Raw genomic sequence first — 14,370 nt, forward strand, 5'->3', positions numbered from 1 at the left:
TTCATGTGAGTCGGGTGTGATTTGTCATATCTGTAACAAAAAAATACCGTATTAATAGATCCAGAGACTTAGAAAATGGTATTTACCATGGATGGTTTTTATTTTAAAAATCTATGCGTTTTTCTCACTAGGAGAAGGCTTTTCAAAACGTCTCATCTTTTCTTTCCCCATAAAAAAGACGGTGACCAATGCTAAACCCCCGGGGATTAACGTCCATAAGAAGGTGGTCGCTAAAGAAGTGGAAAGGATATCTGTCATTTGGTGAAGCACCGGACTCGGAATATGGGCTCTCAGTTCTTTTGAGAGCAGGACCCGGGGTTCTGAAAAATCGACACCAGAAAAGGCCTTTGAACGGATAAGCGCCACTTTTTCCGTTAATCCGTTGACCATGAGATGACTCTGTATCGTCCCATAGATCACAAGACTAATGGTCATGCCAAATTCCCTAATAAATGAAACTGTCGAGTTTACAGAACCAAATTGCTGTGGTTCAAAATGATGGATAGCAGCAATACTTACCACTGAAAAGGAAAATCCAACCCCCAACCCTGTCAAAATCATATACAGAGTTAATAAAGAGCGGGGAGTATCCATGTTAAGGGTTCCAAGGAGATAGAGACCTGGAAGCAAAAATAAACAGGAAATAAACATTAAAGATCTATAACTAAACTTTTGCGCTAAAGCCCCACCTACCATACTGGAAGCGACATTTCCCAATAGCATCGGTAACAAGATAAGGCCAGAATTTGTAGCTCCTCCACCGTAAACCCCTTGAACAAATATAGGGATGAACACGATGGGGATCACAAAGGCCGCTCCATAAAACACAGATAATAATGTACTCACCGCAAATAATCGCTTCTTAAACATTTTAAAGGAAATAATAGGCGCTTCCACTTTTGTCTCTACGACAATAAAGACAATAAAGAAGACGGCAAAGGCAACAAAGAGACTCAAGATTGTAGCAGAATCCCAAGCGTATGCCTTCCCACCTAGTTCCAAACCAAACATCAGGCAGACAACTGAAATGACCAGACTCAGTGCTCCCCACCAATCAATTTTTTGCCGTTGATGAAGTTGTGATTCTTTATAATAACGGGCAATAAGCAAGATCGCGACAAGCCCAATGGGAACATTGATATAGAAGATCCAATGCCAGCTCCACGTTTCAGTAATAAATGACCCGAGTAATGGCCCTACGATACTTGACACCCCAAAAACAGCACCAAAAATCCCCCCCATCTTCCCGCGCTTTTCAGGAGGGAAGACGTCAAACACAATAGCAAAAGCAATAGGCATTAGCGCACCGCCACCTATGCCCTGTATCGCTCGATAAATACTTAATTGAACAATGCCCGTTGCAGTCCCACACAAAATGGAACCTACTAAAAAGAAAATAATCCCGGCAATAAAAAAGCGCTTCCTCCCGTACATATCGGAGAGTTTCCCAAAGATAGGCATCCCTGCCATTTCGGTCACTAAATAAGCTGAGGTCACCCAAACAAATTTATCGAGACCCCCTAATTCAGAAACAATGGTTCCCATCGCTGTTGCGACAATGGTTTGATCCATCGCTGACATAAAGATTCCTAATAACAAGCCGGTCACTATCAGACCAAACTTCCTATTATTACTATGCTTCATACTTTTTCACGTCCTACCTTACCTTAATTTGCCGTGCGACTTTGGCACATGGTGAGACAGAAAGATGATTCTGATACTCCACCACCTCAATGTCACAGTCTGGGCCAATTTGTACCTTCTGTCCTCTCACATTTTTTGCTGTTGTTGCTTCCAAGGAAATATCATCCCCCTCAATACTGTCAACGATTAAACGGGCATCCCTTTTTCCATTGAATAAACCTATATCCTTCTTGATCACAATCGTTTCACCCCCGATCTCCCGTGCTTGACTCGTTCCAAATTTGAGTCCGATATCAATCCAATCCGCATTCAATAGCCCCGTAATGCTAAACATGCCTCTTGAATGAAAAACATCCACTTCACAATTCTTCTTTATGGACAGATTCCCTTTACAGTTCACGGTCTGGCCTTTATGGGTACCAAATATCTCTAAATTCCCTCGAATGATTAATTCCCTGGTCACAGTATTCTCAAGATCTGCATCTCCATATATTCTGATTTGTCTCGCTGTTAGAAGCTCTCGAACAACAGCATTTCCAAAGACAGCAAAAGTTTCCGCCTTAACAGCTTTTTCAAAGGTACACGTCCCAAAAATTTTAGCTTGATCACATTCAAGTTCTCCAGTGACATTCCCTTCCCCCATGACTCTAACTTTAGAATAATGTCCACCTGTTGAACGTCCTGACCCTGTCATTTTCAAACGCTTAATGACGTCCATACCCATCCACTCCCCCTTTTTTTGGTATGTTTATAAGATCTTTTTCTCAGTTCTCACCGTACCATCTCCCGAGCGTGTCAATTTCTCCTTATATTCAACGAGATCAATGTGACAGCCTGCACCTATATGAACCGTATTGCCTCGAACTACCTTAGCTGTTGTATTCTCCAAGAAAATCGTATCTCCCTCTATAAGATCTGCTGTGAGTTCCGTTCTCACAAGAGGACTAAAAAGCTTACTGAGCCCAAAGGCCGTTTTTCCGATACGGACCTTAATGGTCTCCCCTCCAATTTCTTTCACACTACTCCGGTGATATAAATGAACATCGACAGTATCAGCATTCAACAATCCACCAATTTTAAATTTACCGTTCATATTAAAAACTTCAGTGGAACAACTTTCATCAATCGTTACCCCGCCCTTGATTTCGATGAACTCAGCCGCTAAGTGCCGTTCAATATGAGCGGAGCCACTAATAGACACTGTTTTCGCTCCAACATGTCCATCAATGTGAACATTTCCACTCACATGGATATCTTCTGAATCTACATTTCCATATATATGTGAAGAACCGCTCACTTTAAACGCATTTGTCGAAATATCCCCATTAACCTTAGAGGAGCCTGATGTCCGAAACTTATGACAGTCGATATTGCCATTGATCTTCCCAGAGCCACTGATATCAACATCCTCAAAGACACCACCAGCAGCACTCCCGCTTCCAGAAATTTTTAAATCACCATTTTTTACCTTATTCATGTTCATCGCTCCTCTAATAGCTTTGTTTTTAATTGTTCAATCATTGTTGCGACGGATAAGCGTAATATCACTTTCGTCTCTTTATCGATATAAAGTTCACTTGGCAATGACCGGAGTAAACAACAGCCCATCCCATATTTGCGAATGAAAATGATTTCAACGTTTTTTCCTTGCATCTCATCATAATAAGTAAAAAGAGTGTCCAAAATCATTTTGGCTTCATCGCTACTGACACGGCCAGTTTCCAACACCTGATCAATGAGATACGTGAATAACAAAGGTTGAAATTCAAAGCTCTCCAACGGCCCCTTCTGTTGTAAATATAAAGATAAAGCGACTTTAGAAACAATGTTGCTGTCGAGTATCTCTTGCTGACTTAGCTGTATTTCTGTTGGGAAAATGGATACTTGACCAGCAATTTCATCTAAAGACATATCGCCCTTCATATTTTTTATTTTTTCAACTCTCTCAAGCATTCTCTCCTTTGGAAAAAAGGTTTCTTGTCCTGTGAACGTTGATTTTCTAATAAACCATTCATCAGGGACTAATTTCTTTCTTTTCCATCTATAGAGTTGCCCATAAGATATCCCTGTCAACTCCAGTAATTGTTTTTTGGAAATCAATTCTTCTTCTGTCAACACGCTCACCTCACTTCACAATATAACATAACACTGTTACGTTATAAAACAGTTAAATCCTCATTGACGTTTCCTTATCCCATAGTTTAAGTGAATGTTTAGCTTCACAAAACACACCTAAGAGGTATTCCCTCTCAGTCTTAGGACTGAATGATGTCATTCAATTCGAATTTATTGTGTATAAGCTTGATTCAGACTACATGAAACTTATGACTTTGGTATACGTTATTAAGAGAGATTTGAATAAGTAAGGGGAAATTTAGCATGAATTATGAAGAGTATGCCAGATATGAATGCCTGAAGTGGCAGCGAAAAGTCCTAAAGCCCTCCTCCTTTTTAGGGAAGAAGGCGAAGGCCATCCAAGATAAAATTAACCAAAAAATCCCTCAATCCATCCATACCATCGTGACAGAGAGTATCAAAAAAATGGTCCAAGGCGTCTTGTATGGCTCTAAATGGACTTCCAAAAAACAACCGTTAACCAATGTTCCTTTTCATGAAAGAGAAGATAGGGTCCGAAAAAAAATAAAAAACTATAAGCGCCTCGCTGCAGCTGAAGGCGCTGGAACAGGAGCCGGGGGTTTTTGGCTAGGTGTCGCTGATTTCCCCGCGCTTCTCTCCATAAAAATTAAATTTCTATTTGAAGTGGCTTCCCTTTACGGGTTCGATGTTAAAGACTATCGTGAACGTCTGTTTATCCTGTATATTTTCCAGGTCGCCTTTTCCAGCGACGCTAGACGCATAGAGGTGTTCAGACAAATGAAGGATTGGGAGAAGACTCTCGAAGCTTTTCCTTCCGAAGCAACCCATCTCAATCAATTGGATTGGCAGGCCCTTCAACAGGAATATCGCGATTACATCGATCTACCTAAATTGTTACAAATGGTGCCGGGCTTTGGCGCTCTCGTTGGCTTTGTTGCCAACTATCGTTTTCTCGATGTGCTTGGAGAAGCGGCTATGAATGCTTATCGCATGCGGATTTTGAAGGTCTAAAGAGTCGGTTTATTAATATAGTCCACAACAGGGAACAGAGCGGGATACTATCCGTTGTCCTTATAACTTCGGATAACGAGCATTAATGAGAACTCATCGTGACCCTTTTCTATTGGAATCCGGATTTCGGGCACTCATGAATTGTAACAATGCCCGATTTCCAAGTGAATCTGGAAATCGGGCACCATTACATTTTCCAAAGCGCATGCAAGCGCGGAGACTTATTTATGTTTATACTTTTTAAGAAAGATATTAAAGGTTGTGCCTTGCCCTGGCTCGCTTTCAACTTCAATTCGACCTTCGTGCGCCTCCGTTAAGTGTTTGACAATCGCGAGGCCTAAGCCTGTTCCACCTGAATTTCGACTGCGCGCTTTATCCACACGATAAAAGCGCTCAAAAACTCTTGGAATTTCACTTTTTTCTATCCCAATACCATTATCACTGACACGAAATAAAACTTCACTCGCTTGTTCCATCACTAAGACTTTGATATGACTTCCTTCCGGAGAGTAAGCTATGGCATTATTAATAATGTTTACAAACATTTGCTTCAGCCTTGTGGGATCTCCTAAGACGACCCCCAGCCCCTGTTTATTATAATCAATGTCTATTTTCTTACGCCGCGCTTTTTCCGCAAGTAAATCAATGGTTTCTTCGGTTATGACTCCGAGATCCGTCTTTTCGACATCTAAACGGAAGTGTTCGTTTTCAATCTTTGAAAGTTCAAGAAGATCTTGAATTAATAATTGCAAGCGATCACTCTCTTTTAAGATAATCGTTAAAAATTTATTTCTTTCGGATTCATCAATGGTCGGATCTTCTAACAAAGTTTCCGCAAATCCCTTTAGAGAGGTCACAGGCGTCCGTAATTCGTGTGAGACGTTCGCCACAAAATCTTTTCTAATTTTCTCAAGTTTTTTTAAACGAGTTATATCATGGAAGATAACAACGAGGCCCTTAGAATGTCCATGGCCTCGCCGAATCGGAATACAGTACACATCATAATGATAGCGTTGTATCCCTATCGGCACGACGAGAGAATGATGAACCTCTGTCTTTAAAGTGAGGGCATCCTTTATCAAGCGAATAAGAATGGGATCCGTCAGATGCTCGTCATATTTTCTTTCCTGTTTTGGATCCACCTTTAATTCAAAGGTCTGCTGAAACAACTCATTAGCGAGACGGATTGTCCCATGACGATCAATAAAGAGAAAAGGACTTCCGAGGTTTTCGATCAAGGCCCCTAATTGATCTTGTTGAAATTCGAAAGAACGCTTCGTATGCTGTAAATACTCAGAAAGCCTATAAAGTTCATCATTTAAAGGATTAGAGCTATTGTTCCAACGTTCTGCTGTATTTAATGTAAAGCGCCCCTCTGTAAACCTTTTAATAGTGGCTAAGGCTTCATCTGTGCTTCTAAACAGCACCGACAAGAAATAATAGCCGATTAGCACCATGAGAAGATAGAGACAGATGGTAGCAACAAGTAAAATACCCCAATGGCCTATTAAAATCCCTAAGACAATCCAAAAAAGTAAACAGCAAACAAATACAGTTACTAAAAGCGGAAGGCCTAACCATTGTTTAAAGGAAGAGTGTTTCACTTTGGTGTCTCCATTTTGTAGCCAAACCCTCGGATGGTTTTGATATAAATGGGCTTTTTCGTATTATCCTCTATCTTTTCCCGTAAATGACTAATATGAACATCAACAATCCGCGTATCACCCGCAAAATCATAATCCCATACAGCACTTAAAAGCTGGTCTCGGGACATCACCCGTTTTTTATTTCGTGACAAGAATAGGAGTAATTCGAATTCCTTAGGTGTGAGCTCCATTTCCTCGCCTCTAAAAAAGGCTTTATACTCTTCTGGAAGGACTTCAAGCTCTCCGATTTTAATGATTTCTTCCTCATCCTCTTGCCCTACTTGTTCATTGGCACCTGTTCGTCTTAAGACAGCTTTCACTCTAGCGACTAGTTCTCTGGGACTAAATGGTTTTGTTAAATAATCGTCTGCCCCTAATTCTAATCCGAGCACTTTATCGAACTCATCATCTTTAGCGGTTAGCATCACAATAGGGATATTCAACTGCTTCTGCCTTAAATGACGGCAAACATCCAGACCATCCATTCCAGGTAACATGAGATCTAAAATGATCAAATCCGGACGCTCCTCTTGTGCTAAATGAAGGGCAATCGTACCATCTGAAGCTGCTAAAACATCAAATCCCTCTTTTTTTAAATGAAACTGAACCAGTGTTACAATTGATTCTTCGTCATCGACGACTAAGATTTTCTTCGCCACAACAAATCCCTCCGCCATTCAATCACTATCTCTTTTGATTTCTATTTTAACAGAATTTCACCCTTCGTCTATTTAATGCATAAAAAAATCTACAGTATATTGAAACTATTAAAGCCATAAGAGGAAGGATTAACCAAATTTCCCCATAATATAATCTTCTGTTCTTTTATCCACTGGCGAGGTAAATACTTGTTCTGTTAAACGATACTCAACAAGCTCACCTTCGAGGAAAAAGGCTGTTCTATCAGAGATTCGTTGGGCTTGCTCCATATTATGAGTCACCATAATAATGCTATACGATTGTTTTAATTCTTCTATCAGCTCTTCTATTTTTAAAGTGGAAATAGGATCAAGAGCGGATGTTGGCTCATCCATGAGAATGACATCAGGCTGAATGGCTAAGCAGCGGGCAATACATAATCGTTGCTGTTGTCCGCCTGAAAGACTCAGGGCCTCTTTATGAAGAATATCCTTCACTTCCTCCCAGAGCGCTGCTTGTTTAAGGCTTTTCTCAACGATTTCATTTAAGACTCTTCTGTTCTTAATGCCACGAAGTCTTGGGCCATAAGCGATGTTATTATAAATTGTTTTTGGAAAGGGATTTGCCTTCTGAAAGACCATCCCCACACTGTCTCTTAATTTTTCGACAGGATAGGTCCTATCGTATATGCCTGTGCCACGATAACGGACACTGCCTTCAATCCTTACTTTCGGCTCCAACTCTACCATTCGATTTAAAGTTTTTAGGAAAGTCGATTTCCCACAGCCAGAGGGACCAATAATGGCTGTGACTTGCTTTTCAAGGAGTGTTAATTGGATGCTTTTAAGTGCCTGCTTTTTGTCATACCAAAGATTTAAATCCTCTATACTATAAACTTCCTTTACTGCTATCGCTTGCTCCAAGGTCATCACTCCTTCAGTAAAATCAGCTGAATTGCCCAGAAATATAGGACGCTGTCCGCTTTTCAGTGGGATGGTTAAACATTTGTTCTGTTTTCCCTTGTTCTACAAGTTCTCCTTGATAGAAAAAGGCAATATGATCAGCGATACGCGCAGCTTGCTGCATATTATGCGTGACCACCACAATGGTATACTCCTTCTTTAATTTCATTAAAAGACTCTCAATCTTGCCCGTTGAAATGGGATCAAGGGCAGAGGTCGGCTCATCTAACAAAATCACTTTTGGCCTTAAGGCTAATGTTCGGGCTAAACACAACCGCTGTTGTTGTCCCCCTGAAAGCGATAAGGCTGAGGCATCTAAGCGATCCGAAACTTCATCCCATAATGCTGCTTGTTGTAAACTTTCTTTCACTCTTTCCTTTAGCCGCTTCTTATTTTTAGTGATCCCATGAAATTTGAGAGCATGCGTAATATTGTCCTTGATCGATTTTGGAAAAGGATTTGGCTTCTGAAACACCATGCCTATTTCTTTCCGTAATGCTGAAATGTCAATCTCCTTATCTAGCAAGGAAACCCCATCATATAGTATACTTCCTTCACATCTTGCTCCCGGAATGCGATCATTCATACGATTGATCGCTCTTAAAAACGTTGACTTTCCACATCCTGATGGCCCAATCAGTGCAGTAATTGCATTTTTTTCAATATCTAGTGAGATATCTTTGACCGCGTGATCGTTTCCATAGTATATATCCAATTGCTTTATATTAAGAATATGTTCCTTAGGTTCTAGTTCCCGAAGTTCCTTCCCCTCTTGTTGTTCTAAAACAAAGACCATAAGATTCCCCTCCTTATCATTTTCCTGTCATCCGCTTCTGAATCAGTGCACCTAAACCACGAGCAGCAAGATTAAATAATAGGATAATGATGACTAGCAATGCTGCTGATCCACTTGCTACCGCAACTTTATCCTTAATGATGCCCACAGAATTCACTGCCCAGATGTGGACTGATAATGTCTCCGCTGAACGGAAAATATTCAGCGGTGAGTTCTCGGAAAAGGGAGACCAATGCGTAAAATCGAGATCAGGTGATGTTAAACCAGCAGTAAATAAGAGTGCTGCTGATTCCCCGAAAACACGTCCCGCCGATAAGATTATGCCTGTTAATATCCCTGGAAATGCTGCAGGTAAAAGCACCTTTTTCATCGTGTACCATTGTCCAACCCCTAAACCCATACTTGCTTCTTTAATTTCCTGAGGCACCGCTCTTAAGGCATCCTCTGTTACACGGACAATGACTGGAAGATTAAAAATTGTTAAAGCAATGGCTCCTGAGAGAATCGAGTAGCCCCAGTGGAACGTATTGACAAACACAAGCATTCCAAAGAGACCTACAACGATAGAGGGCAGAGAAGCTAATATTTCGACACACGAACGAATAAAGGCCGTGATCCGATTATCCGGGGCATATTCTGCTAAATAAACACCGCCAGCTACCCCTAAAGGGATAGTGAACACCATGGTGATCACAAGGAGATAAAATGAGTTCCAAAGCTGATCCTTAATACCACCGCCTACATTAAATGTTGACGCTACAGTCGTAATAAAATGCCAGTCGACAAAGCGAATCCCTTTAAAGAGCACATATCCTAATATAGTCAGCATGATCGTAACCATGATGCCCGCACATAATATGATGATAGAAGTCGCAATGCGATTAACCGTCTGTATTCTCATGATAATGTTCTCCTTCTTGAGAGATAGCGAATGATAAGGATGAAGATATAAGACATAGTGAGTAAAACAAGGCCTAATGCCCATAGCGCGTGATTAAAAGGACTTCCGGTTGTGGTATTCCCCATATGCAAGGTAATAATAGTTGTGAGTGTTGATGCTGGCTCCAGTAAAGAATGGGGAATGGTTGTGACATTCCCAATCACCATTTGTACTGCTAAGGCTTCACCAAAAGCACGCGCCATCCCTAGAACAACAGCAGTTAATAAAGAAGGAAGAGCTGCTGGGAGAATGACTTTGGCTATCGTTTGCCACCGCGTTGCACCTAAAGCGTAAGAAGCATTCTTTAATTCATTGGGGATAGAATGTAATGCATCTGCCGCAATACTCGTAATAGTGGGTAAGATCATCATCCCTACGACAATCATGCCCGGAAGTAACCCATAGCCTATACTGTCGCTATGGTTAGCAATAAAGGGAACAATTAAGGTCAAGCCGATCAATCCATAAACAACAGAGGGAATCCCCACAAGGATCTCGATAACCGGTCTTAACGCCTTGTCTCCCCATTTCTTCGCAATTTCCGTCATAAAGAGCGCTGTTCCTATACTTATCGGTGTCGCAACAATCGCGGCCAAAGCCGTTACTGCAAAGGAACCAAAAATGATAGGAAACGCCCCATAAGTCGGATGCTTGGCATCTCCGGGATTCCAATCGCTACGGAATAAAAAGTGAATCGGATTCACCCCATCAAATAGGAACACTCTTAAGCCTTGCCAGACTAAGAAAAGGGTTAAACTCACTGTGGCTATAATAATAATGAGTGCACCGCAATAAATCAGCCACTTCCCCCGGAGTTCACTCTCTCTCTTAAAAAAACCTTTCACTGAAGGGCTCTTTTTTATCAGTCTTTCACGTGTTGAGGACTGTTCGATGGGCAACGGAGTCATTCCTTCTTTATTGAGTGTCATATCGATAACCTCCACTTGCTCTATTCTCTAAACCATTTTTAAAATAATGACAGTAAACCATCACAGTTTATGATGGTTCACCCTTTGTATAGTGTTAATTGACTTGTTTTTATTTTTGGGTTTCTTTCCCAGAAGCATCCCGCTCGACTTGCATCTCTTTGACCGGAATGTACCCTTGGCTTTCGAGGATCGACCCTTGAACATCATCACTAAGCATGTAATCGATAAAGGCTTTAGCCACACCGTCCGCTTCCCCTTTGGTGTACATGTGCTCATAAGCCCAAACTGGGAATTTTCCTGATTCAACATTTTCTACTGTTGCCTCTACACCATCAATACTTAAAGGAACAACACTTTTATCGGAATCATCAAAGTAGGAAAGCGCGAGATAGCCTATAGCCCCTTTTGTTTTCGAGACAATGTCTTTAACCGTACCACTTGCATCTTGTTCAATGCCCTTTGCCGGAGTGGCACCATCGAGTGCAAACTGGTCAAATGTTGCGCGAGTCCCTGAACCATCTGGACGATTGACTAATGTAATTTTCACATCGTTACCGCCAACGTCTTTCCAATTGGTCACTTTTCCTGTGAACACTTTAATGAGATCTTCTTTTGAAAGATTCGTAACGCCTGCATCTTTATTCACAGCTGCTGTCATTGCAACAACAGCGACTTTATAATCGACAAGTTGATCAGCAGGAATATCAGCACTAGATTCTGCAAATATATCAGACATCCCGATGTTAAAGCTCCCGCTCGCGACTGAACTTAATCCTGTACCACTGCCACCGCCCTGAATCTGAACTTGGGCATCTGGATACTTTTGTTTAAAACCTTCGTTAGCTGCCTCAGCAAGAGGTTGTAATGCGGTAGATCCTCCGACAATAATTTGTCCTGATACATCTTCCGAAGAAGAAGCGCTTTTTGCTGCTTTTGTATTCTCTGAACCACTATTACTGCTTGAACTTGTTTTTTCATTTGAATTTCCACAAGCAGCACTAAAAATAAGTAGAATCGCCATTGCTGTAAATGCTAACCATTTCTTCATTCTTTTCATTGCCCCCTTGTAGGCCTGTTTTTTATTTTCTACATTTACAAGCATAAGGGCACGACATTAATGCGATATAAAGAGAATGTAAAGGGTCCATGAAGAAAATATTAACGATTGTAAAGGAAAAAGAGGATCGAAATAGCACACCAAGGATAGATTGAGAGAAATGGAGGGATAAGAAAAACTGGGCGAAGCATGCCCGTTCCTCAGTCAGTTGGTATTAAAATGTTTTTCACCAGACTGCACCGGCAGCAATAAATGGAGTGGAGATCCGTACCGTCCTAATAAAAAAGATGGGCTTTTAGAAAGACAGCTAAACGCTGACGTAACTAAAAAAAACCTCATCCAATGAGGCTAGAAGGAGAAAGGCCGATCTGATTCACTTCCTCTGCGACTCGAATCCCGGATTCCACTGCACCTTCAATCCAACACGGAAAATGGGAGGTCTGTTCTCCAGCAAAATAGAGTCTTCCTTCAGGGCTGGCTATGGCTGAAGCTAGCTCTGCCTTTTGCCCCGGTTTAAATGCGGCAAAAGCGCCACCGGCGTATGGATCCTGCATCCAGCTATGACTAGACCCAGTCACAAAGGCTTTATAAATGTGTTTGCCATGGAGAATCGCTAGGTTTTCTAAAGCTTCAATCACGCGTTGTTCATTGGAAAACCCTTCCCAAACAAAGGCATCTCTTTCTAATGTATAACTAGCTAAAATGACCGCATGCTGTTGATCGCGCTCAGGATGCGGATAGTAAGTAAAACGGATCGGTAAATCAGTGACTGCCTTACAGCCTGCTAAACCCTCCGCCTCCCAGAATTTATGTTTAAATTCAATTCCTACTTTAACTGCCGCTCCCGAATGAATGGTGCGGATCGATTTCCATTTTTCATAGGACAAGGCGTCATAGGGTGTAATTTTCATAAAACGAAAAAGCGGATAAGGCAATGTTGTAATCACGATATCAGAAGTTAGGTGAATCGACCTTCCTGATTCAGAAGATAAAGCTTCAATCACAACCTTATTGCCTTGGAGATCTATTTTCTTGCATACTTTCTCTAATAATATATCGCCCTGGAGTTCAGAAAGGAAAGCAGTCGGCAACTGATCATTTCCCCCGGCAATTTCATAAAAGTGTTCCCCTTCCAAACAAAGCTCAAGCATATACTGTTTGAGAATTTCAGCAAAGGAAAGCGTCGAAAAGGCCTTAATCCCTAGGAGGACTTCAATCATATCAATAGCCCCTTGGGACAGTTCAAGATTAAAAGGGTTATATTTTAGAAAGTCATTGACTGAATAATGATCATAAAAGGAAAGCTTGTCTTGAAAAGCTTTAGGGTCTTGATTTTGGAGTTGAATCAGTGGCTTTAAGAGTGTATTCAGCAACTCAGTCGCTGTCTTATCTTCTTCCTCAGTATTAAGCGGGAAACGTAAGAGACTCGGGGTGCGTTTATATTTCTTATAATTAGTGAGGATCCCGTTGGTATAAATAAGGTCATCGGTCGTCGCATTATAAAAAGGTCTCACTTTTAATTTGAATTTTTTGATGAGCTGAAGTGTAAGCTTGTGATTCTGAGAAATCCGCATCGCTCCCATGTCTAAGTAAAGACCCTCAGAAAACGGTGAACGCATCGTAAAAACCCTACCTCCAACTCGATTATTAGCCTCAAGTATAGTAACCTCATGACCAGCAGCTTTCAGTAGTGACCCTGCCACTAATCCGGCCATTCCTGCCCCCAAAATAATGACACTTAGCGGCCTTGTTGTGCTTTCGAGTCCCTTATCAAGGATTTCTAGCTGTCTTTTTTGTAACATTGCATCTTGAACAGCTTGCATCTTAAAAAAATCCTCCCTCGTCATTAAATTAAGAGAACTTGAAGGATCTGATGGCTTCAGACAAACACGCTCACAAAGCGCCTCTTTTCTTTAGCCATTTTGGATCAGAAGCTCACAAGTTATCTTTCTAAATATGGAAATTTACCACCTTCCCCATCTTATGCTTTATATTTGTATGGGTAACTAATTAAGGAAATTTTGTTTATGGTAATTGTTCGGCTAACCATTGTTCATTTACAGGTCCCAAGTGTCTCGATTTAATCTGCCCATCGGGATTAAGTACAACCGTTGTAGGTATCGTTGCGATGGCAAATTGCTTTTGAAACGCTTTGGTCTTATCCAGTAAAATGGGGTACGGAATATCATAGGACGCTTGAAAAGCTTGAACGTCACGTTTACCTGAAAACTCATAATAAAAAGCGTCAATGAATAACACCTCCGTATTTTTAGGCGGATGGGCCTTTAAATAACTTAGAATAACAGGGATTTCCTCTTTACATGGTGCACACCAAGATCCAAAGTAATTAAGGAAAACCGTCTTCCCACTAACATCAGACAAATTCACTTTTTTACCTTCTAAAGTTTCCATAACTAAAGGGCTTGTCTTTCCGCTTGTCGCTGAAGTTGCCGAAGCCGCTTGGGTCTCCGCGTTTGATTGATGACTTATGGATTTTTTGTTTAATATCGTATTCTGATCTGAGGCTTGGCTATGTAAGGATTTAAAATCAATAGGGCTACTCGATATCATCTCTTGAAATATAGCCACTTTTAATAATCCAAGCAAGCACAATGCCAAAAGAGAAGCTCCACCTGTTTTTTTTAGCAT

General features: G+C 41.1%; 14 protein-coding genes. 1 reads left to right on the forward strand and 13 read right to left on the reverse strand.

What is annotated here, in order from left to right:
• Positions 1 to 111: 111 nt before the first annotated feature.
• From IEV91_RS02360 to IEV91_RS02375, 4 genes are read right to left on the reverse strand one after another with little or no spacing between them, the layout of a single operon-like run.
• On the reverse strand, positions 112 to 1,644 hold the full coding sequence (locus IEV91_RS02360) for an MDR family MFS transporter (RefSeq protein WP_188495693.1): 1,533 nt from the start codon (positions 1,642 to 1,644) through the stop codon (positions 112 to 114).
• 13 nt (positions 1,645 to 1,657) lie between these two features.
• Complete coding sequence (locus tag IEV91_RS02365) at positions 1,658 to 2,362, reverse strand: hypothetical protein (protein ID WP_188495694.1); 705 nt, start codon at positions 2,360 to 2,362, stop codon at positions 1,658 to 1,660.
• Between the two features lie 30 nt (positions 2,363 to 2,392).
• Positions 2,393 to 3,121, reverse strand: a complete 729-nt coding sequence (locus IEV91_RS02370) for a polymer-forming cytoskeletal protein (RefSeq protein WP_188495696.1) — start codon at positions 3,119 to 3,121, stop codon at positions 2,393 to 2,395.
• 2 nt (positions 3,122 to 3,123) lie between these two features.
• A complete protein-coding gene (locus IEV91_RS02375; RefSeq protein ID WP_188495698.1) occupies positions 3,124 to 3,759 on the reverse strand; it encodes a YhbD family protein in 636 nt (211 codons plus the stop codon).
• Between the two features lie 264 nt (positions 3,760 to 4,023).
• On the opposite strand from IEV91_RS02375, the gene IEV91_RS02380 reads away from it, so the two are divergent.
• The gene (locus IEV91_RS02380; protein WP_188495700.1) at positions 4,024 to 4,752 is read left to right on the forward strand and encodes an EcsC family protein; all 729 of its coding nucleotides are present in this window, start codon (positions 4,024 to 4,026) and stop codon (positions 4,750 to 4,752) included.
• Between the two features lie 221 nt (positions 4,753 to 4,973).
• On the opposite strand, the gene pnpS is transcribed toward IEV91_RS02380, so the two are convergent.
• The 9 genes from pnpS to IEV91_RS02425 form a co-directional block, all read right to left on the reverse strand.
• A complete protein-coding gene (gene pnpS, locus IEV91_RS02385; RefSeq protein ID WP_188495702.1) occupies positions 4,974 to 6,356 on the reverse strand; it encodes a two-component system histidine kinase PnpS in 1,383 nt (460 codons plus the stop codon).
• Positions 6,353 to 7,057: a response regulator transcription factor gene (locus IEV91_RS02390; protein WP_188495705.1), complete on the reverse strand. Its 705-nt coding sequence runs from the start codon at positions 7,055 to 7,057 to the stop codon at positions 6,353 to 6,355. The genes pnpS and IEV91_RS02390 overlap by 4 nt, the downstream gene beginning before the upstream one ends.
• A gap of 129 nt (positions 7,058 to 7,186) precedes the next feature.
• On the reverse strand, positions 7,187 to 7,966 hold the full coding sequence (gene pstB, locus IEV91_RS02395) for a phosphate ABC transporter ATP-binding protein PstB (RefSeq protein WP_188495707.1): 780 nt from the start codon (positions 7,964 to 7,966) through the stop codon (positions 7,187 to 7,189).
• 16 nt (positions 7,967 to 7,982) lie between these two features.
• Positions 7,983 to 8,795 carry a phosphate ABC transporter ATP-binding protein PstB gene (pstB, locus tag IEV91_RS02400; RefSeq protein WP_188495709.1) on the reverse strand — a complete coding sequence of 271 codons (813 nt, stop codon included), beginning with the start codon at positions 8,793 to 8,795 and terminating at the stop codon, positions 7,983 to 7,985.
• 16 nt (positions 8,796 to 8,811) lie between these two features.
• Positions 8,812 to 9,696 carry a phosphate ABC transporter permease PstA gene (pstA, locus tag IEV91_RS02405; RefSeq protein WP_188495711.1) on the reverse strand — a complete coding sequence of 295 codons (885 nt, stop codon included), beginning with the start codon at positions 9,694 to 9,696 and terminating at the stop codon, positions 8,812 to 8,814.
• Positions 9,693 to 10,664 carry a phosphate ABC transporter permease subunit PstC gene (gene pstC, locus IEV91_RS02410; RefSeq protein WP_229745368.1) on the reverse strand — a complete coding sequence of 324 codons (972 nt, stop codon included), beginning with the start codon at positions 10,662 to 10,664 and terminating at the stop codon, positions 9,693 to 9,695. Before pstC ends, pstA begins: the two co-directional genes overlap by 4 nt.
• Before the next feature lie 109 nt (positions 10,665 to 10,773).
• Positions 10,774 to 11,721, reverse strand: a complete 948-nt coding sequence (locus tag IEV91_RS02415; RefSeq protein WP_188495713.1) for a phosphate ABC transporter substrate-binding protein — start codon at positions 11,719 to 11,721, stop codon at positions 10,774 to 10,776.
• Between the two features lie 335 nt (positions 11,722 to 12,056).
• On the reverse strand, positions 12,057 to 13,544 hold the full coding sequence (locus tag IEV91_RS02420) for a flavin monoamine oxidase family protein (RefSeq protein ID WP_188495715.1): 1,488 nt from the start codon (positions 13,542 to 13,544) through the stop codon (positions 12,057 to 12,059).
• A gap of 202 nt (positions 13,545 to 13,746) precedes the next feature.
• On the reverse strand, positions 13,747 to 14,370 hold the full coding sequence (locus IEV91_RS02425; protein WP_188495717.1) for a TlpA family protein disulfide reductase: 624 nt from the start codon (positions 14,368 to 14,370) through the stop codon (positions 13,747 to 13,749).

Origin of the sequence: Pullulanibacillus pueri (genome assembly GCF_014639255.1) — a bacterium.
Lineage (GTDB): Bacteria > Bacillota > Bacilli > Bacillales > Sporolactobacillaceae > Pullulanibacillus > Pullulanibacillus pueri.

Excerpts from the sequence above, each read along its gene's own strand:
- pstA (WP_188495711.1), bottom strand. The coding sequence starts at position 9,696 with ATGAGAATACAGACGGTTAATCGCATTGCGACTTCTATCATCATATTA.
- pstB (WP_188495709.1), bottom strand. The coding sequence starts at position 8,795 with ATGGTCTTTGTTTTAGAACAACAAGAGGGGAAGGAACTTCGGGAACTA.
- IEV91_RS02365 (WP_188495694.1), bottom strand. The coding sequence starts at position 2,362 with ATGGACGTCATTAAGCGTTTGAAAATGACAGGGTCAGGACGTTCAACA.
- pstB (WP_188495707.1), bottom strand. The coding sequence starts at position 7,966 with ATGACCTTGGAGCAAGCGATAGCAGTAAAGGAAGTTTATAGTATAGAG.
- pstC (WP_229745368.1), bottom strand. The coding sequence starts at position 10,664 with ATGACACTCAATAAAGAAGGAATGACTCCGTTGCCCATCGAACAGTCC.
- IEV91_RS02380 (WP_188495700.1), top strand. The coding sequence starts at position 4,024 with ATGAATTATGAAGAGTATGCCAGATATGAATGCCTGAAGTGGCAGCGA.
- IEV91_RS02425 (WP_188495717.1), bottom strand. The coding sequence starts at position 14,370 with ATGCTAAAAAAAACAGGTGGAGCTTCTCTTTTGGCATTGTGCTTGCTT.
- IEV91_RS02415 (WP_188495713.1), bottom strand. The coding sequence starts at position 11,721 with ATGAAAAGAATGAAGAAATGGTTAGCATTTACAGCAATGGCGATTCTA.
- IEV91_RS02360 (WP_188495693.1), bottom strand. The coding sequence starts at position 1,644 with ATGAAGCATAGTAATAATAGGAAGTTTGGTCTGATAGTGACCGGCTTG.
- IEV91_RS02370 (WP_188495696.1), bottom strand. The coding sequence starts at position 3,121 with ATGAATAAGGTAAAAAATGGTGATTTAAAAATTTCTGGAAGCGGGAGT.
- IEV91_RS02420 (WP_188495715.1), bottom strand. The coding sequence starts at position 13,544 with ATGCAAGCTGTTCAAGATGCAATGTTACAAAAAAGACAGCTAGAAATC.